The sequence below is a fragment of the Mesorhizobium sp. genome, from assembly GCF_017306585.1.
In the GTDB taxonomy this organism is placed as follows: domain Bacteria; phylum Pseudomonadota; class Alphaproteobacteria; order Rhizobiales; family Rhizobiaceae; genus Mesorhizobium.
On sequence record NZ_JAFKIC010000185.1, the window covers coordinates 12,094 to 30,009 of the forward strand.

Sequence of the window (17,916 nt, forward strand, 5' to 3'; positions counted from 1 at the left end):
CGGAGACGTCGGCGCGAGGCCCCCCTCTCTGTCCTGCCGGACATCTCCCCCTCAAGGGGGGAGATTGGCGGTTCCAGCGCTGGCGCTTCTCTTGCAAAGTTGGTGATTTGCGAAAGCCGGCATGACATCTGATCAGAGAGGGGGGCGAAGGATCGCTGCCCCTCAGATAGAAACGCTAATCACCCCAACTTGGCGTCGAGCGACACCTTGATCGCACCCAGCGCTTTCGACACCGGGCATTCGGCCTTGGCCTTCTCGGCCAGTTCCTTGAACTTCGCGGCATTGATGCCGGGCACCTTGCCGACCAGCGTGATGGCGCTGCCGGTGATGCCGGTGCCGGGCACCAGCGTCACCACCGCCTTGGCGTCGAGCTCGGCCGCCGGCGTGCCGTTTTCGGCCAGAAAGTGCGAGAGCTGCATGGCGTAGCAGCCGGCATGAGCGGCCGCGATCAGCTCTTCCGGATTGGTGCCGGATTTGCCGGTCTCGTCCTGGAAGCGCATCTTGAAGGAATAGGGCGCGCCTTTCAGGGCGCCGCTCTGCGTGTCGAGCGTGCCCTTGCCCTCGGTGAGATTGCCTTTCCAGACGGCGTTTGCGGTGCGGTCCATGGAGTCCTCCTTGGTTGTCATGACCTTGTCCGGGGGAGCCCGGCGTCGGGTCAACTATAGCGCGGGCGGTCGCGAAGACCACTGCGCTGTTTGCACCACGCGGTGATGACAGCGCAGTGCGGGCCGAAAAAATAACCGTACAAAAATGTCGACTTCCATCCGGCCCGGCCGTCCTGCGTTTGGCCATGTCATCGGTGGCCGGATGGAGGTTTTCATGGACGATCTGTTTTTTACCCTTTGGCAAAGGCCGGGCCGAAGGGCCGGGCGAAGGCAAGACTTCTGGCTCGATACGCCGGCCTCCGGCCTTCACCGTCTTCTGGCCGCGCTCGCCATCATCGGAGCCCTGGCCTGTCTTCTCGAGCACGCGGCCGCCGACAAGGCTGACACCCCCGTCACCGCATCCTATGGTTCATCGCAGCAAGGGAGCCCGAAATGAAATATGTCTGCCTGGTCTATGGAGAGGAAAAGGATCTCTACGCACTTACCGCCGAGAGAGGCGCCAAGCTCAACGCCGATTCGCTGGCCTATGACAGGACACTGGACCAGCAGGGCAAGCTGATCGTCGCCGAGGCGCTGCAATCGGTGACATCGGCCAGGACGGTGCGCCGGCGCGGCGGCAAGCGCCTTGTCACCGATGGACCGTTCGCCGAAACCAAGGAGCAATTGCTCGGCTTCATCATGGTCGAGGCCGGCACGCTCGATGAAGCGCTCGACATCGCCGCCGGCATCCCGCTGGCGGAGATCGGCACGGTCGAGGTGAGGGCGGTCTACGACATACCGGGGTCATAAGAGGCTCAAGCTCGGCCGCCGCGCCCGGCAAAATCAGGCTTGTTTATCCGCCTAAACTTCACCAGCCGGGAATTGAATTTTCTTCACGCAAGGCAACTCTTGCGTGTTGAAGCAAGGCCAGGGTTCTCCTATCGTCGCAGCGATTTTGAGGGGATTTCGATATGCCTTTCCTGATTGCTATCCTTGGCGCGTTGGGCGCGGCGGCGTTCTGGTGGTACCGGATGAAGGCCATGAACGACGCCGCGCGCGAGGTCGCCGACGTCGTCGGGCGCGTGCAGGGCAACATCAGGCGCAAGAAGCTGCGCAAGCAGGCCGCGTTGTCGCCCCTGACGGCGATCGACGATCCCGTCGTGGCCGCCGCGACGCTGATCACTTCGATCGTCTCCGAGGACGGACCCGTCCTGCCGCAGCGCGAGGCGGTGATCCGCGACGTGATTTCGCAGATCGCGGACGGGCCGAAGAAGACCGACGAGGCCGTCGTCTACGCCAAGTGGGCGGCCTCGCAGATCGACGACACCACCATCGTCATCGACAAGCTGGCGCCGTTCCTGCGCGAACGCCTCGACCCGCATGAAAGGGAAGACCTTCTGCAGATGGTCAACCGGGTGGCGCAGAGCGGCGAGCAGCGTCTCAAGATTGCCGACCAGCGGATGCTGAGGCTGCGGCAGAAGCTGGGTTTCGAGGTGAACTGAGTTCGGAATTGGCTGAAGCCGCTGCGTACCGGCTAATCTCGGAGCCGGACACTCTCAGATCGCCTCGCCTTTCAGCAGCCTCGGCGTGCCGGCGGACAGGCCCGAGGCCTGGCGGATGAAGAAGTCCTTCAGGCGCGGCATGCGCTCGACCAGGCCGAGGCCGATGTCGCGCACGGCGCGCAGCGGGGCGATGTCGTTGGAAAACAGCCGGTTCAGCACATCCGTCGTGACGCCCATCTGCACGGTGTCGAAGCGGCGCCATTGCTGGTAGCGCTCGAGCACATCGAGCGCGCCGATGTCCTGGCCGAGCCGGTCGGCTTCGACGATCACCTCGGCAAGAGCCGCCACATCCTTGAAGCCGAGATTGAGGCCCTGGCCGGCGATCGGGTGGATGCCGTGGGCGGCATCGCCGGCGAGCGCCACGCGTGGCGCGACGAAGGCGCGCGCGATGGTCAGGCCGAGCGGCCAGGCGCGCGGCTTGTCGGCGACGCGGATTTCTCCAAGCTGCAGGCCGAAGCGCTGTTCGAGTTCGTGCTCGAAGACGAGATCGTCGCCTTCGACCAGCGCCTTGGCGTCTTCGGCGCGCTCGACCCAGACGATGGAGGACCGGTTGGTGCCGTCCTCGCCGGATTTCAGCGGCAAGGTGGCGAAGGGACCGGCCGGCAGGAAATGCTCCTCGGCGCGGCCATTGTGCGGGCGCTCATGGGCGACCGTGCAGACGATGCCGGACTGGCCATACTCCCACTTGACCGTCTTGATGCCGGCCATGTCGCGCAGTTTCGAATTGACGCCGTCGGCGGCGACCAGAAGCCTTGCCGTCAGCGCGGCGCCGTCGGCCAGATGCACCGTGAGGCCGGCGCCGCTGGTCTCGAAACCCTGCACGGCGATGCCTTCGATGATGTCGATGCCGAGCTTTTCGGCTCTTGTGCGCAAGGCGCCGTTCAGCGCCCGGTTGGCGACCATATGTGCGAAAGGTTCGCCCGGCGCGACCTCGCCGCCGAACGTCAAGAAGACCGGACGCACGGGATCGGCGCTGCGCGAATCGGTGATGATCATCTCGGTGATTGCCTGCGCCTGGGGCGCGATCTCGGCCCAGACACCGAGCTGGTCGAGCATGCGGCAGGCGGCGGCGGCAATCGCCGAGGCGCGGCCGTCCCGCTGCCAGGCGCCGGAGGGCGCCGCATCGACCAGCGCCACGGCAAGGCCCGGGCGGGCCTGCTTCAGCGACACGGCGGCGGCCAGCCCGACGTAGCCGGCGCCGGCGATCAGCACATCGAGCCCGGCTCCGGTCTTGGCGTGTGCCTTGCGTTCCATCGTCCTGGCTCCTCTGTCAACCGCCCTGGCCGTGCCGTTCGGACCTGCGCCCTTGACGGCTCGTCCGTCCTGTCGGAAACCGCCATAGCAATTTTGCGGCGAGGTCACAAAACATGACGGCGGCGATCGACGAGCTTCTGCGCATTCTCGACCTCGAGAGGCTGGAACACAATCTGTATCGTGGTCGCAGCCCCCAGGTGGAGTGGCAGCGTGTGTTCGGCGGGCAGACGATCGCCCAGGCGCTGGTGGCGGCGCAGCGGACGGTGGAGCCGGACCGCTTCGTCCATTCCCTGCACGGCTATTTCATGCGGCCGGGCGACATCAAGGTGCCTATCATCTACGAAGTCGACCGCATCCGCGACGGCGGCTCCTTCACCACGCGGCGGGTGCTGGCGATCCAGCACGGCCAGGCGATCTTTTCGCTCGAAGCCTCGTTCCAGGTCGACGAAAAGGGTCTCGAACACCAGTTCGCGCTGCCTGACGACGTGCCGCCGCCGGAAGGGCTGAAGACGCAGCGCCAGCTGCTCGAAACCGCCGACCGGGTGCCGGAAGCGGTCCGCCGCTTCTGGGCGCGGGAGCGGCCGCTGGAACTGCGGCCCGTCAACCTCCAGCACTATGAGAGCCGCGACAAGCTGCCGCCGCGCCAGAATGTCTGGATCCGCCTTGCCGGACCCGTTCCCGACGACCGCGCGCTGCAGTCGGTGCTGCTGGCCTATCTCTCCGACATGACGCTGCTCGACACCTCGACCTTCGCGCATGGGCGCGGCCTGTTCGATCCCGACATCCAGGCGGCGAGCCTCGACCATTCGATGTGGTTCCACCGGCCGCATCCACTCGACGGCTGGCTGCTCTACGCGCAGGATAGCCCGTCGAGCTCGGGATCGCGCGGTTTCAGCCGCGGAACGCTCTATGCCCGCGACGGCACGCTGATCGCCTCGATGGCCCAGGAAGGCCTCATCCGGCTCAAGCGTTGAGCAGAAGCCGGCGAATTAGGCATTTCAGAAAAATTGCATAATTTTTAAGCGCGCGTTGAGCCGCGGGCCCTGGCGCTGGCCGGCCTCGGCCACCTCATTCCCTTTGTTTACAACAGGTTAACACGCCGCTTCGGCATCTGGCACGGAGCTTGAATCCTTTGGAGCACTCTCCGGCTCCTTGGGATCGGTGCAGTCGTGCAAACGCGGGGGACCGCAACAGCAAAGGGTGAAACCTTATGAAAATCGTGATGGCAATCATCAAGCCGTTCAAGCTCGACGAGGTGCGCGAAGCGCTTACCGCCGTCGGCATCCAGGGCCTGACCGTCACCGAAGTCAAAGGCTACGGGCGTCAGAAGGGGCATACGGAAATCTATCGCGGGGCGGAATACGCGGTCAGCTTCCTGCCGAAGATCAAGATCGAGGTCGCGGTCGGCGCGGACATGGTCGACAAGGCCGTCGAGGCCATCACCGCGGCCGCCAAGACCGGCCAGATCGGCGACGGCAAGATCTTCGTTTTCGGCATCGACCAGGCGGTGCGCATCCGTACCGGCGAAACCGACTCCGACGCGCTCTAAGCGGCGAACACGTATTCCAATGGAGAGTTCAATGAATATTCCTTCCACCTTGAAGACTACGGGACGGGCTGCCCTTCTGGGCTCGCTCGCTCTCGCGGCATTGGGCAGCGTCGCCGCCTTCGCGCAGGAAGCTGCCGCGGCCGCGCCGGCCGCTACGCCCGCCCCCGTGCTGGACACCGGCAACACCGCCTGGATGCTGACGTCCACGGCGCTGGTGCTGATGATGACCATCCCCGGCCTGGCGCTGTTCTATGGCGGCATGGTGCGCAAGAAGAACGTGCTCGCCACCATCATGCAGAGCTTCGCCATCACCTGTCTGGTGACGGTGCTGTGGTTCATGTTCGGCTATTCGCTCGCCTTCTCCACCAATGATTCGGCCGGCCTGAACAACTATATCGGCGGCTTCTCGAAATTCTTCCATCATGGCATCACGGTCTCGACGCTGTGGGCGCCGGGGGTGGCGAACATTCCTGAGTTCGTCTTCTCCATGTTCCAGATGACGTTTGCCATCATCACGCCGGCGCTGATTGCGGGCGCCTTCGCCGAGCGCATGAAATTCTCGGCGTTGCTGATCTTCATGACGCTCTGGCTGCTGTTCGTCTACGCGCCGATCGCCCATTGGGTGTGGGGCGGCGGCTTCCTGGGCTCGTGGGGCGTTCTCGACTTCGCCGGCGGCACGGTCGTCCACATCAACGCCGGTGTCGCCGGCCTGGTCTGCGCGCTGGTCCTGGGCAAGCGCGAAGGCTACGGCACCACCAACATGGCGCCGCATAACCTGGTCTATTCGGTGATCGGCGCCTCGCTGCTGTGGGTCGGCTGGTTCGGCTTCAACGCCGGTTCGGAACTTGCGGCCGACGGCGTTGCCGGCGCGGCCATGATGAACACGCAGGTCGCGACCGCCGCGGCGGCGCTTGCCTGGATGTTCGCCGAATGGATCGTCGCCAAGAAGCCTTCGGTGCTCGGCATCATCTCCGGCGCGGTGGCCGGTCTCGTCGCGGTGACGCCGGCTTCCGGCTTCGTCAACCCGACCGGCGCCTTCATCGTCGGCATCGTCGCGGGTGTGGTCTGCTACCTCTCGGCGGTCAAGGTCAAGCACGCTCTCGGCTATGACGACTCGCTCGATGCCTTCGGCGTGCATGGTGTCGGCGGTGTGGTCGGAGCGCTGCTGACCGGCGCGCTCGCCGATCCGGCGATCAACGCGCTCGGCAAGGGCGCCTCGGTAGTCACCCAGTTCTACGGCATCATCTTCACCATCGCCTGGACCGCGATCGCCACCTTCGTGATCCTCTACATCGTCAAGGCGCTGGTCGGCCTGCGTCCGACGACACAGGAAGAAGTCGAGGGCCTCGACATTTCCCAGCATGGCGAAGTGGTGCCGTAAGGCAGGCTTGGCCATGGGCCGGCGGAACCCTCCTCCCGCCGGTCCCCCCCATATCCGGGCAGTCCCTATGGAAACCACCGTCGGCGGATTGCCCTGAAAACCCAATCCCGTCGTGACGCTCTCGAAAGGAGCTCACGCATTGAGGCCCGGAGCGATCCGGGCCTCTTTTTTTGAAGTCTCCGCATCGATCACATTCACTTGATCCCGTGGGGATGAAACATCGCCGGGGCCAGTCCCGAACTGTTGTCACGGTCGTCGTTTTGGCGATCGAAACAACAAGGGAAGGAACCAGCAGATGAATATCAAGAATATCTTCCTCGGGGCACTCGCTCTTTCCATGGTCAGCGGCGTTGCACTTGCGGGCGCGCTCGACGACCCTGACAACATGGCGCCGTTCTTCACCGATTCCAGCATGAAGACCATGAAGCCGATGGAAGATTTCAAGGCGGCCTTCATGGCGATGCCGAAGGAGAAGCAGGACGCCATGATGAAGGAGTGCCAGGACGCGGCGATGAGCAAGGCCCATGCCGAATTCTGCGGCAATCTGAACAAGCTGGGCGGCGCCAACAAGTAACAGCCCGTTTCGCTCCGACGTACGGATGGCGGGCCGGGCGGCCCGCCATTTTCGCGCCATGCATCGTTGGCCATGCAATCCGCGTGCGGGAGCGCGCGCCGCAGCCTTATAGTTAATGCGCCCTTAACCTTCCCACGCATAGTCTGGCATCCGAATCTGCCGGAGTGCGTCGTGCGCTCGGGCCAGGCACGCACAGACGAGGAAGAGGCATGCGTTCAGGGGCTTCAGCACCGCTCGCGCTGACCGACACGGGGCACGGCATACAGGCTTTCGCGCGGCGCCAGGCCGGCCGGCTGGTCGGCGCCGGGCTGTTTGCCTTCGTCGCCTTCGGGGTCGCCAGCCTGGCAACCTGGAACGTCGCCGATCCGAGCTTCTCGCATGCCACAGCCAATCCCGTGACCAACGCCATGGGTTATGCCGGAGCCGTGTTCTCCGACCTCGCCATGCAGTTCTTCGGGCTTGCCGCCGTCGCGGCGCTGGTGCCGGCCGTCATCTGGGGGTACCTCCTGTTTTCGGCGCGCGGCGTCGACAGGCTGCCCAAGCGCGGATTGTTCTGGTTCGGTTTCGCGCTGCTGGCCGCGGCGATGGCCGGCTGCATCGTTCCGCCCAAGACCTGGCCGCTGCCGACCGGCCTTGGCGGCGTCTTCGGCGACATGGTGCTCAAGATTCCCGGTGTCCTCATCGGCGGCTATCCGACCGGACTGATCGCCAGCGTGCTTGCCGTGCTGCTGGCGGCTCCGACGCTGTGGCTGTTCGCCTACGGTTCGGCGCTGATCGGCCGCAAGAACGGCTTCGCGGTCATGGAAGAACCGGCCGCCGCCGACCCGCGCGAGGACGAGCTTCTGTTCGAGAATGACGAGGACGAGGGCGACGAAGGCATATTGGCGCTCGGCGCCATCACCCATTGGTGGCTCTCGTTCCGTGCCTGGATGCACCGGCGCGCGGTGCGCCGCAGGCAGGAGCGCGACGAATACGAGCCGGAGATGGAGCCGCGCGCCAGCGGCTGGCGCCGCGCCGCCGAACGGGTCGAATCGGCCGAGTTCGCCGAGAGCCGCATGAGCCAGGACGGCCGCGCCCGCGTCGAGCCGGAATTCTTCGCCGCCATGGTCAACGACCGCAGCGCGTCAGTCGATCCGGACGACGACGATGTCTTCGGCGATCGTTTCGATGGTGAGGAGGATATCGATCTCGACGACGAACCGGTCCAGCGTCGGGCGCCGACGGCCAAAGTGCAACAGTTCCGCTCCGACGCCGCCACCCGCGTTGCCGCCCCGGCGCCGCGCCCGGCCCCCGGCGCCCGCGTCCAGCGCGAGGCGCAGACATCGCTGATCGGCTCCGACAAGTTCGAGATGCCGTCGCTGCATTTCCTGTCCGAACCGAAGAATGTGGCGAAGGACCCGAGCCTGTCGAAGGATGCGCTGGAACAGAACGCGAGGCTGCTCGAAGGCGTGCTGGAGGACTTCGGCGTCAAGGGCGAGATCATCGCGGTGCGTCCCGGCCCGGTGGTCACCCTCTACGAACTCGAACCGGCGCCCGGCATCAAATCGTCGCGCGTCATCGGCCTCTCCGACGACATCGCCCGGTCGATGAGCGCCATCGCCTGCCGCGTCGCCGTGGTGCCGGGCCGTAACGCCATCGGCATCGAACTGCCCAATGCCAAGCGCGAAACGGTCTACCTGCGCGAAATCATGGCCAGCCGCGACTTCGAGACGACCAAGGCGAAGCTGGCGCTGGCGCTGGGCAAGACCATCAACGGCGAGGCCGTAATCGTCGATATCGCCAAGATGCCGCACGTGCTGGTCGCCGGCACCACCGGCTCGGGCAAGTCGGTCGCCATCAACACCATGATCCTGTCGCTGCTCTACCGGCTCACCCCGCAGGAGTGCCGGCTGATCATGATCGACCCGAAAATGCTCGAACTTTCCGTCTATGACGGCATCCCGCATCTGCTCACCCCCGTCGTCACCGATCCGAAGAAGGCCGTCGTGGCGCTGAAATGGACCGTGCGCGAGATGGAGGACCGCTACCGCAAGATGTCCAAGGTCGGCGTGCGCAATATCGACGGCTTCAACGCTCGGGTCAGCCAGGCGGAGAAGAAGGGCGAAAGAATATCGCGCACCGTGCAGACCGGCTTCGACCGCCAGACCGGCGAGGCGATCTACGAGACGGAGAATCTCGATCTCGAGCCGATGCCCTATATCGTCGTCATCATCGACGAAATGGCCGACCTGATGATGGTCGCCGGCAAGGATATCGAAGGCGCCGTGCAGCGCCTGGCGCAGATGGCGCGCGCGGCCGGCATCCACGTCATCATGGCGACGCAACGCCCGTCGGTCGACGTCATCACCGGCACGATCAAAGCCAACTTCCCGACCCGCATCTCCTTCCAGGTGACGTCGAAGATCGACAGCCGTACCATTCTGGGCGAACAGGGCGCCGAGCAGCTGCTCGGCATGGGCGACATGCTCTACATGGCCGGCGGCGGCCGCATCCAACGCGTGCACGGTCCTTTCGTTTCCGACGACGAGGTCGAGAAGGTCGTCGGCCATCTGAAGCTGCAAGGCGTGCCGGAATATCTCGACGCCATCACCGAGGATGACGACGAGGAGGACGACGAACCTTCGGGCAAGGGCGGCTCGGGTGGCGGTGGCGGCGGCAATTTCGAGGATTCCGACGATCCGTACGACCAGGCGGTGGCCGTGGTGCTGCGCGACGGCAAGGCCTCGACCAGCTACATCCAGCGCCGGCTCGGCATCGGTTACAACAGGGCTGCCTCGATCATCGAGAAGATGGAAAAGGAAGGCATTGTCGGCCCGGCCAACCATGCGGGAAAACGCGAAATCCTGGTGCCGACCGAAGAGGACAAGTTCTGATGGCGAGGCCGGCGGCAACCTTGAACGATCCGGCGCGTTGAAGCGACGGAGCGGCGTCGCCGCCGCCAAACTTCAGCCCAACTGGGGGTCCAGGACAGCGGCGGATACAGGAATCACCAAGAGAGTGACCGACATGAAAAACCAGTCTTCAACGCTCGGCGATTTTGCTCCCACACGGCGGCAATTCCTCGGCCTCGGGCTTGTCGTCGCGGGGGCAGCCGCCATCAATGTGGTGCCCGGATTCCAGTTGCTGGCCTCGGCGCAGGCAGCCGTGCCGCCGGCGGCGCAGAAGATCGCCGACCATTTCTCCTCGGTCAAATCGATGAGCGGCGAATTCGTGCAGTTCGCGCCCAACAACCAGCAGACCGGCGGCAAATTCTTCCTCGAACGGCCGGGCAAGATTCGTTTCAACTATGACGGATCGTCGAATTTTCGGGTAATTTCCGATGGCAAGTCGGTGGTCATCCTCAACAAGAAGCTGAATACATCGGATCTCTATCCGCTGTCGAAGACGCCGCTGAAGCTCTTGCTCGACGACAGGATCGACCTCTCCGGTGGCCGCGTCCAGAGCATCAAGGAAGAGAGCGATCTCACCACGATCCAGCTGGCGGACAAATCGGTCTTCGGCAATTCGAAGATCACGATGATGTTCGATCCCAAGACCTATGAACTGCGCCAGTGGACCATCACCGATGCGCAGGGCAAGGACACGACGGTGATGATCTACAACGTCAAAGAAGGCGTCAGCTTCGCTCCCGACACGTTCGCCATCGACTATACGGCCAATCGCGAGCTGAACACGAAGACCCGGTAAGCTTCCTTACCCGGTTTTGTCAGGACCCGCGCTTGAGAGGGGCCGTGAGGCCGATCACGCTGCTTGTGTTTCCGGCGCGCGGCTGGCAGTAGTTCGGCGACCTATCGCCGGACCCGCCGCATGCCCTTTTCCATCGCCACCTGGAACATCAACTCGGTTCGTCTGCGCATGCCGATCATCGAGCGGCTGCTCGATGAATACGCACCCGATGTGCTGTGCCTGCAGGAGACGAAAGTCCCCGACGAACTGTTTCCCGAGAAGGCGTTCCGCAAGCTGGGCTATCAGCACATCGCCTTTCATGGCCAGAAGGGCTACCACGGCGTCGCCACCGTGGCGCGGCGGCCGATCGAACTGGTCGAGAAGCGGCGCTTCTGCGAGATCGACGACAGCCGGCATCTGTCGGTGACGGTCCGGGCCGGCGGCAAGACGATCCTGCTGCACAATTTCTACGTACCGGCCGGCGGCGACGAGCCGGATCCCGAAATCAACAAGAAGTTCAGGCACAAGCTCGATTTCGTCGCCGAGATGAACGCCATCCGCGCCGAGCATGGCGAGGTATCGGCTTCGGTGCTGGTCGGCGACCTCAACATCGCGCCGCTCGAACACGATGTCTGGTCGCATAAGCAACTGCTCAACGTCGTCAGCCACACGCCTGTCGAGACGCAGAGTTTCGAGGCTATGCGGCTCGGCGGCGGCTGGGTCGACCTCATGCGGCTCAATGTGCCGCCCGAGCAGAAGCTCTACACCTGGTGGAGCTATCGCGCGCAGGACTGGGAAGCCTCGAACCGGGGCCGGCGGCTCGACCATGTCTGGTCTTCGCCCAACCTTGTCGGCGCCTTCGCCGGCTACGAGATCCTGAAGGCGGCGCGCGGCTGGGACCGGCCATCGGACCATGTGCCTGTCATCGCGCGCTTCGATCTCGACTGAGGGGTCGCCGCTAAAAGACGGTCTGTCGAGATCCTTCGCGCCCCCCCTGTCCTGCCGGACATCTCCCCCACAAGGGGGGAGATCGGCAGACTTGGCGCTCCGCTCGATCTTGCAACATCAGTGATTGGCGAAAGCCGGGACAACACCCAATCTCCCCCCTCGTGGGGGAGATGTCCGGTAGGACAGAGGGGGGCGCTGTCCCGCCAGCCTTCGAGGTTCTGTAGCGCAGTAGCAGCCTACCCCGAAAACCGTGGTGCCAGCTCCTCGATGCGGCGGATCATGGCCTGGAATTCCTCGGAAATGCGCTGGTGCAGTTTCACCGCCACCTCGGGATATTCCTCCAGGATGCGGCGGAACATCTTGCGGCTCAGCCTGATCACCTCGGCATCGGTGGCGGCCGAGGCGCTTGTCAGCCGGCGGGTGTCGGCGATGAGCGCCAGTTCGCTCAGCATGGTGCCGGGCCCGGCGGTGCCGATGGCGATGCGCTCGCCATCCTGTTCGCGGTAGAGCGCGATCCTGCCTTTGACCACGACATAGGCCGAATCGGCCTCGTCGTCCTCGCGGTAGAGCTTGCGGTCGGCGTTGAGCAGCGTGGTCTCCGCGCCGAAGGCGAGCAGGCGCAGCTGTTCCTGCGTGAAGCCCTCGAAAAGCCTCACGGCGGACAGGATGCGGATGTCGTCATCCAGCGCCATCTCTAGCTGCGTCCCCGAACGGTCAGTCCAATCCCTCCTTCACGAGTGGATCCCTAATCCCCTAACAGGATCGCACCCGAAAGCGGCCCCGCCCAGACCGCATATCCCTTGAGCCTTCGCAATTCCGGACGGAAAACCGCCCATACTTTTCCTGGAATTGCCCATTGGATAATGAAATGTTTAAGGAACCAGCTTGTAGCCGCCGCTTTCTGTCACAAGAATTTCCGCATTGGAAGGATCGCGCTCGATCTTCTGGCGCAGCCGGTAGACATGGGTTTCCAGCGTGTGCGTGGTAACGCCCGAATTGTAGCCCCAGACCTCCTCCAGCAGCACGTCGCGCGTCACCACCTTCTGGTCGGCGCGATAGAGATATTTGATGATCGAGGCTTCCTTTTCCGTCAGGCGCACCTTGGCGCCGCGCGGGTCGATGAGCAGCTTCTGGCTGGGCTTGAAGGTGTAGGGACCGACCGAGAAAGTGGCGTCCTCGCTCTGCTCATGCTGGCGCAGCTGGGCGCGGATGCGGGCCAGCAGAACCGCGAAGCGGAACGGTTTCGTCACATAGTCGTTGGCGCCGGCCTCGAGACCCAGGATGGTGTCCGAATCGGTGTCGTGGCCGGTCAGCATGATGATGGGCGCCTTGTAGCCGCCCTTGCGCAGGATTTTCACCGCCTCGCGGCCATCCATGTCGGGCAGGCCGACATCCATGATGAGCAGGTCGATGAGGCCGCCGCGCGCCGCCGTGACGCCTTTTGCCGCAGTCGCTTCCTGCAGCACATCGAATTCCTCGTAGAGGGACAGTTGCTCGACCAGTGTGCCGCGCAGGTCGTCATCGTCGTCGACGATCAGGATGGTGCGTGAAGTCATGGATCAATCCGTTGTTTTGAAAAGTGAATTCAGTTGACCGCTGCGTATTTATGCGGAAGCTGGCCGGCACAACAGCCGATCACAGTGATTTGTTCCGTGGCACGATCATACAAGAAAAAACGCGATCGCAATGCAGCCGGCGCAATTTTGGTAAAACAGCTGCGTGTGCTGACCGTGAGGGCGCGGCCCGGCAACCCCAGCCAGGGCCTGCTGCAGGCCGGAAAAACCGTGTTTGCCTGCGCGCTGGGGCGCGGCGGCATCTCGGCCGACAAGCGTGAAGGCGACGGTGCGACGCCGCTCGGGCCGATGCGGATTCTTTCGGGGTATTTCCGGGGGGATCACTTCGCCGCGGGGCGCCGGACGCGGCTGGCGATGGCGCCGATCGGGCCGGATCTTGGCTGGTGTGAAGTGCCTGATGACCGCAACTACAACCGCCCGGTCAAGATTCCCTACGGCGCCAGCCACGAACGCATGCGGCGCGACGACCGCCTCTACGACGCCTGCCTTGTGCTCGACTGGAACATCGCGCCGCGCCGCAGGGGACGCGGCAGCGCTATCTTCTTCCACCTGGCCCGCCCGGATTTCACGCCGACGCAAGGCTGCGTCGCGGTGACCGCGCGCACCATGGCGCGGCTGCTGCCGCTGCTGTCGGACCGGACGGTGGTGAGGGTGGTGAGGTAGGCAGTAGGCAGTAGGCAGTAGGCAGTAGGCAGTAGGCAGTAGGCAGTAGGGCCTTCTTTCCAATGCCTATTCCCTTACCTTCTCGGCTGCTGCCAGCCTATGTCCAGCAGACCGAGCCTGCCGGTCTCGCGGTCCATGGCGCGGGATATGTCCGTGCGGGCGGCACCGATGTCGCGCAGCTGGCGGTCGGAGAGGTCCTCGACGTTCTGGTGGGGAAGATTGACCGCGACCCTGGTCTGGCGCAGCCAGTCGCGGACCGCCGACAGCCAGGACGGCCGGGCCGCGTAGGCCGGGTGAAGAGCGATGTGAGACATGATTATTTCCGTTCTTCCGGACATCAAATCCGGTTTGATAGTGGTTTGATGTTCACATCATGCCTCATTGAAATCGTGGGAGGAAACGAGTAGTTTTTTCTCGATCATCAAGTTTTCTTTGAGGATAAGATGGGCCGCTCGAGCCAAGACCCACGCTGATGGCGACCCTGCTGCCGGGAACGCGGGCGCTGAGGACGCTGGAGGCGGCGGCCAGGCATCTCAATTTCACCCGCGCGGCCGATGAGCTCGGCCTGACGCCGGCCGCCGTCAGCCATCAGATCAAGGAAATCGAGGATCAGCTCGGCATCGTGCTGTTCGCCCGCACCAGCCGCACGATCCGGCTGACCGAGGCCGGCACGGTGCTCTACGAGGCGGCGACGGACACGCTCGACCTGCTTGCCCGCGCGGTCATGCGGGCCCGCAAGATGGCGCGCGGGACCGAATTCCTGAAGGTGACGCTGGACGCGCAGTTCGCGGCGAAATGGCTGATGCGCCGGGTCGAGGATTTCCGCAAGCAGAAGCCTGGCATCGAGCTCAGGTTCGACATCGCCTACGGGCTGCGCGATTTCGACCTCGACGATGTCGATGTCGGCATCCGCTTCGGCGCCGGCAAATATCCCGGGCTTTACGCGCACCGCCTGTTCGACAACATCATCATTCCGGTGTGCAGCCCGCGCCTGCTGGAGTCGGGACCGCCCTTGCGCGAGCCGCGCGACCTCTTCCATCACACGCTCGCCCATATCGAATGGGCCCGCCAGGGCGTGACATGGCCGAACTGGCGCATGTGGATGGCGGCTGCCGGCGTCGACGACTTCGACGACAGCCGGACCGTCGTTTTCGGCACGTCGACCGATGCCGTCCAGGCCGCGCTCGACGGCAACGCCGTCGCGCTCGCCGATTTTGCGCTGGTGGCGAACGATCTGTCCGAAGGCCGGCTGGTGCGGCCCTTCGAGCTCAGCATCAGGGTCGCGCCGGAATTCGCCTATTTCCTGGTCTATCCCCAGGCGATGGCCGACGATCCGCGCATCGTCGCCTTTCGGGAATGGATCCTGGAGGAAGTGGCCAGGACACCCAGCGCCGACAAGGCGTAGGTCACCTCAGCCGGACAATGTCCAGGGGTCAGGATCGGGCGTTGTGGCCGAAGATCATCCGCGTGTATTTCTTCCACTTCCATTTCAGCTTCTTGTAGAGGAGCGGGTGCCGTTTGCTGGAAACCGACGTGTGGAACGCGCCGTTCTCGCTGCCTTGCTCGGCGATCGGCCGCTCGAACCAGAGCATCTCCACTCCGAGTTTCTCGTCCATCTGCTCGATCTGGTGATCGATGGCCGTGTATATCTTGTTTTGCTCGATCCAGGCGCAGCGGGCTTCAGCGGTCGGTCGGGTGATCAGATAGGAATCGGCGCACCTGGCATGGAGCGCGGGGTACAGTTTCTGGCCTCTGCGCAGTTTCCAGCTTGGCGTGTAGTAATTGCTGCCATTGCCGAGATAGATGACCGCCTTGCGGTTGGGATCGCCGAGTTCGGCAAGGCCCTGGCGGAACTTGGCGACAAAGTCGCGGGCGAGGAACACGTCATCCTCGAACACCAGGCAATAGGGTTGGTCTGTCTCGAGGAAATCGCGCCAGATGCCGAAATGTTTCAGCGCCAGCGACACCGCCGCCGGATGGGTGAAGCCGGGGGCCACCAGTTCATCGCGGATCTGAGGTGTGATGTCGGGCCGGTCCCACTCCGTGTAGAAATAGACCGGCACGCCGCGCCGCTCGAATTCGCGCACGATGTGCCGGCGCCGGTCGTCATAGCCCTGCTTGACGTGGCAGATGCGGGTGAACACCAGGTCACGAGGAAATCCAGCCTCATCCGCCATCGTCAGCGCGCCCGCCTCAGCCTGCCGCCGCGCCAAACCAGCCGATCACCGCGCCGATGATCAGCAGCACGCCGAGCCAATGGCCACCATCGATAAGGGTCAGGTCCCAGCCGAAATTCTCGTAGCGGTGGTTGACCGACAGCGTCGTGGCGACAAAACCCAGCCAGAGCACGAAGCCGAAGATGAGGCCCGCGAGCAATGTCGGTTCGCCGCCGGTCATCGCGCCGACCACCAGGGCCATGATGTAGGCCATCACCAGTTCGGCAATGAAGGAGATGATGAAGGGCAGCGGCGATTTCTTCATCGTCGCCGGATCGAGCCTGGCGGCCCTCAGCCACGGCTTGCTCAGGGCCATGTACCAGGCTGCGCCGAACAGCCAGGCGACGATGGTGGCGGCGACGACGCCCAGCCAGTTCACTGCGGAAAAATCCATGAGTCCCCCTCCATTTTCTGGTTTATGCAAACGCCTGTTCGGCCACGGCGTCAAGCAAGTCGCCAGACGGTCGTACGCTTGACCTCGGCATCTTCCAACGCCCGTGTCACCGGCACTTCATAGACACCAAGCGGCTCCAGTCCCGATCGCGGCAGGTAGGACCGGCCGGGGTCGCCGACGAGAATGTCAGCGCCACGCTGCTTGAGGGCGCAAAACCACGGCATCAGCCGGTCGGCGAAAGGCTTGTCGTAGAAGACATCGCCGGCCAGCACCACATCCCAGCCGCCGTCGGCGCCGATGCAATCATCGCCGAGGAATTCGATCATGACGTCATTGGCCTGTGCATTGAGACGGACGGCGGTGCCGCTGAAGGGATCGATGTCGGCGGCGGTCACCTCGCCCGCGCCAGCCTTGGCGGCGGCGATGGCGACGAGGCCCGAGCCCGAGGCGAAGTCGAGCACGCGTTTGCCCTTCACCAGGGCCGGATTGTCGATGATATAGCGTGCGAGGCCCTGGCCGCCCGCCCAGGCGAACGCCCAGAAGGGCGGCGGCAGGCCGATCCCAGCCAGTTCATCCTCGGTCCGCTGCCACAGATCGTGCGCTTCATCGGCGAGGTGAAGCCGGATTTCGGGTACATGCGGCGGCGCCATCAGCGCCGTGTTGTCGAGGATGAATTGTCTGGCGCTGTCCGGCGTCAGCAGCGTCACGGCGCTGGTGTCAGGCCGCCCATGCGGCAGACTTCCTTCCACTCGGCCGGCGTGACCGGCTGCACGGAAAGACGCCCGAGCCGCACCAGCGCCATCTCGGCGAGCTTGGGATTTGCCTTGATGTCGCCCAGCGTCGGCGGGGTCGGCACATCCTTGACCGCGCGGATGTCGACGCACTCCCAGCGCGGGTCGTCCGAGGTTGTGTCGGGATGGGCGAGCGCGCAGACCTCGGCGATGCCGACGATGTTGAGCCCTTCATTCGAATGGTAGAAGAAGCCGAGATCGCCGACCTGCATGGCCTTCATGTTGTTGCGGGCGGCGTAGTTGCGCACGCCGTCCCACTGCGTTCCGGCCTTGCCCTTGGCCTTCAGCATCTCGAAGGAGAATTTGAACGGCTCCGATTTGAACAGCCAGTAGTTCATTCTGCTTCTCCTTGGGCCCGGTTGCGGGCAACCCGAGATTAACTAGCCGCCGGCTTGTTGAAGGTCCAGTTCCACGGACGGATTTCGACGCTTTCGAACAGTCCGGCCTTGGCGTAGGGGTCGGCCGCCGACAGCGCCTGCGCACCGGGGAGATCGGGCGCCTCGACGACCACAAGGCTGCCGTTCGGCTTGCCGTCGGCGTCGAGGAAGGGACCGGCGAAGGCCAGCGTCTTCTCAGCGTTCAGCTTTTCAAGAAAGGCGACATGCTCGGGCCTCGTGTCGAGGCGCACCTGCAGGCTTGCGGGCTTGTCCTTGCAAATGAACGCGAACAGCATGTCTTCTTCTCCTCGTCTGGATCGATCGTCGTCTGGATCAATCGTCGGTTTCGGTTTTCAGCGGCCGGGTCATCAAGGCCGTCACAG

Annotated in this window: 22 protein-coding genes; 12 read left to right on the forward strand and 10 right to left on the reverse strand. The window is 64.1% G+C overall.

The window, feature by feature from the left end:
* Positions 1–179 precede the first annotated feature (179 nt).
* The gene (locus tag J0I79_RS22400; protein ID WP_292864112.1) at positions 180–605 is read right to left on the reverse strand and encodes an OsmC family protein; all 426 of its coding nucleotides are present in this window, start codon (positions 603–605) and stop codon (positions 180–182) included.
* Positions 606–819: 214 nt separating this feature from the next.
* On the opposite strand from J0I79_RS22400, the gene J0I79_RS22405 reads away from it, so the two are divergent.
* The 3 genes from J0I79_RS22405 to J0I79_RS22415 all read left to right on the forward strand — a co-directional run bounded on the left by J0I79_RS22405 (position 820) and on the right by J0I79_RS22415 (position 2,086).
* Entirely contained in the window at positions 820–1,041 is a 222-nt protein-coding gene (locus J0I79_RS22405; RefSeq protein WP_292864115.1) for a hypothetical protein, read from the forward strand.
* On the forward strand, positions 1,038–1,394 hold the full coding sequence (locus tag J0I79_RS22410; RefSeq protein WP_292864118.1) for a YciI family protein: 357 nt from the start codon (positions 1,038–1,040) through the stop codon (positions 1,392–1,394). Before J0I79_RS22405 ends, J0I79_RS22410 begins: the two co-directional genes overlap by 4 nt.
* A 161-nt stretch (positions 1,395–1,555) precedes the next feature.
* Complete coding sequence (locus tag J0I79_RS22415) at positions 1,556–2,086, forward strand: hypothetical protein (protein ID WP_292864121.1); 531 nt, start codon at positions 1,556–1,558, stop codon at positions 2,084–2,086.
* A gap of 54 nt (positions 2,087–2,140) precedes the next feature.
* Here the strand turns inward: J0I79_RS22415 and J0I79_RS22420 are convergent, their stop codons facing one another.
* Positions 2,141–3,400: a ubiquinone biosynthesis hydroxylase gene (locus tag J0I79_RS22420; RefSeq protein WP_292864124.1), complete on the reverse strand. Its 1,260-nt coding sequence runs from the start codon at positions 3,398–3,400 to the stop codon at positions 2,141–2,143.
* A 113-nt stretch (positions 3,401–3,513) separates the two neighbouring features.
* On the opposite strand from J0I79_RS22420, the gene tesB reads away from it, so the two are divergent.
* From tesB to J0I79_RS22455, 7 genes are all read left to right on the forward strand, one after another.
* The gene (gene tesB, locus J0I79_RS22425; RefSeq protein WP_292864127.1) at positions 3,514–4,374 is read left to right on the forward strand and encodes an acyl-CoA thioesterase II; all 861 of its coding nucleotides are present in this window, start codon (positions 3,514–3,516) and stop codon (positions 4,372–4,374) included.
* A 236-nt stretch (positions 4,375–4,610) separates the two neighbouring features.
* Positions 4,611–4,949 (forward strand): P-II family nitrogen regulator, encoded by a 339-nt coding sequence (locus tag J0I79_RS22430; RefSeq protein WP_137930438.1) that lies wholly within the window; start codon positions 4,611–4,613, stop codon positions 4,947–4,949.
* 193 nt (positions 4,950–5,142) lie between these two features.
* Positions 5,143–6,330, forward strand: a complete 1,188-nt coding sequence (locus J0I79_RS22435) for an ammonium transporter (RefSeq protein WP_292864157.1) — start codon at positions 5,143–5,145, stop codon at positions 6,328–6,330.
* 295 nt (positions 6,331–6,625) lie between these two features.
* Entirely contained in the window at positions 6,626–6,904 is a 279-nt protein-coding gene (locus tag J0I79_RS22440) for a hypothetical protein (RefSeq protein WP_292864132.1), read from the forward strand.
* Between the two features lie 209 nt (positions 6,905–7,113).
* Entirely contained in the window at positions 7,114–9,777 is a 2,664-nt protein-coding gene (locus J0I79_RS22445; protein ID WP_292864135.1) for a DNA translocase FtsK, read from the forward strand.
* A 133-nt stretch (positions 9,778–9,910) separates the two neighbouring features.
* Complete coding sequence (locus J0I79_RS22450) at positions 9,911–10,591, forward strand: outer membrane lipoprotein carrier protein LolA (protein WP_292864160.1); 681 nt, start codon at positions 9,911–9,913, stop codon at positions 10,589–10,591.
* Between the two features lie 120 nt (positions 10,592–10,711).
* Positions 10,712–11,518, forward strand: a complete 807-nt coding sequence (locus J0I79_RS22455) for an exodeoxyribonuclease III (RefSeq protein ID WP_292864138.1) — start codon at positions 10,712–10,714, stop codon at positions 11,516–11,518.
* Positions 11,519–11,754: 236 nt separating this feature from the next.
* Here the strand turns inward: J0I79_RS22455 and J0I79_RS22460 are convergent, their stop codons facing one another.
* Both J0I79_RS22460 and J0I79_RS22465 read right to left on the reverse strand, forming a co-directional pair.
* Positions 11,755–12,210, reverse strand: coding sequence for a cyclic nucleotide-binding domain-containing protein (locus J0I79_RS22460; RefSeq protein ID WP_292864141.1), 456 nt, complete (start codon positions 12,208–12,210; stop codon positions 11,755–11,757).
* 180 nt (positions 12,211–12,390) lie between these two features.
* Positions 12,391–13,074: a response regulator transcription factor gene (locus J0I79_RS22465; RefSeq protein ID WP_137930444.1), complete on the reverse strand. Its 684-nt coding sequence runs from the start codon at positions 13,072–13,074 to the stop codon at positions 12,391–12,393.
* Positions 13,075–13,218: 144 nt separating this feature from the next.
* On the opposite strand from J0I79_RS22465, the gene J0I79_RS22470 reads away from it, so the two are divergent.
* Entirely contained in the window at positions 13,219–13,755 is a 537-nt protein-coding gene (locus J0I79_RS22470) for a L,D-transpeptidase (RefSeq protein WP_292864163.1), read from the forward strand.
* Between the two features lie 74 nt (positions 13,756–13,829).
* Here the strand turns inward: J0I79_RS22470 and J0I79_RS22475 are convergent, their stop codons facing one another.
* Positions 13,830–14,069 (reverse strand): hypothetical protein, encoded by a 240-nt coding sequence (locus tag J0I79_RS22475; RefSeq protein WP_292864145.1) that lies wholly within the window; start codon positions 14,067–14,069, stop codon positions 13,830–13,832.
* Between the two features lie 158 nt (positions 14,070–14,227).
* Between J0I79_RS22475 and gcvA the strand changes: the two genes are divergently transcribed.
* On the forward strand, positions 14,228–15,160 hold the full coding sequence (gene gcvA, locus J0I79_RS22480; protein ID WP_292864147.1) for a transcriptional regulator GcvA: 933 nt from the start codon (positions 14,228–14,230) through the stop codon (positions 15,158–15,160).
* 28 nt (positions 15,161–15,188) lie between these two features.
* Here gcvA and J0I79_RS22485 read toward each other — a convergent pair whose 3' ends face one another.
* Genes J0I79_RS22485 through J0I79_RS22505 form a run of 5 tightly spaced genes read right to left on the reverse strand, consistent with a single transcriptional unit; the run spans position 15,189 to position 17,829 of the window.
* A complete protein-coding gene (locus tag J0I79_RS22485) occupies positions 15,189–15,932 on the reverse strand; it encodes a glycosyltransferase family 25 protein (RefSeq protein WP_292864149.1) in 744 nt (247 codons plus the stop codon).
* Positions 15,933–15,948: 16 nt separating this feature from the next.
* Positions 15,949–16,365, reverse strand: coding sequence for a DUF1761 domain-containing protein (locus J0I79_RS22490; RefSeq protein ID WP_292864151.1), 417 nt, complete (start codon positions 16,363–16,365; stop codon positions 15,949–15,951).
* A gap of 50 nt (positions 16,366–16,415) precedes the next feature.
* Complete coding sequence (locus J0I79_RS22495) at positions 16,416–17,072, reverse strand: methyltransferase (RefSeq protein WP_292864152.1); 657 nt, start codon at positions 17,070–17,072, stop codon at positions 16,416–16,418.
* Entirely contained in the window at positions 17,069–17,494 is a 426-nt protein-coding gene (locus J0I79_RS22500) for an EVE domain-containing protein (protein WP_292864154.1), read from the reverse strand. Before J0I79_RS22500 ends, J0I79_RS22495 begins: the two co-directional genes overlap by 4 nt.
* A 38-nt stretch (positions 17,495–17,532) precedes the next feature.
* The gene (locus tag J0I79_RS22505) at positions 17,533–17,829 is read right to left on the reverse strand and encodes a YciI-like protein (protein ID WP_292864156.1); all 297 of its coding nucleotides are present in this window, start codon (positions 17,827–17,829) and stop codon (positions 17,533–17,535) included.
* Positions 17,830–17,916 lie beyond the last annotated feature (87 nt).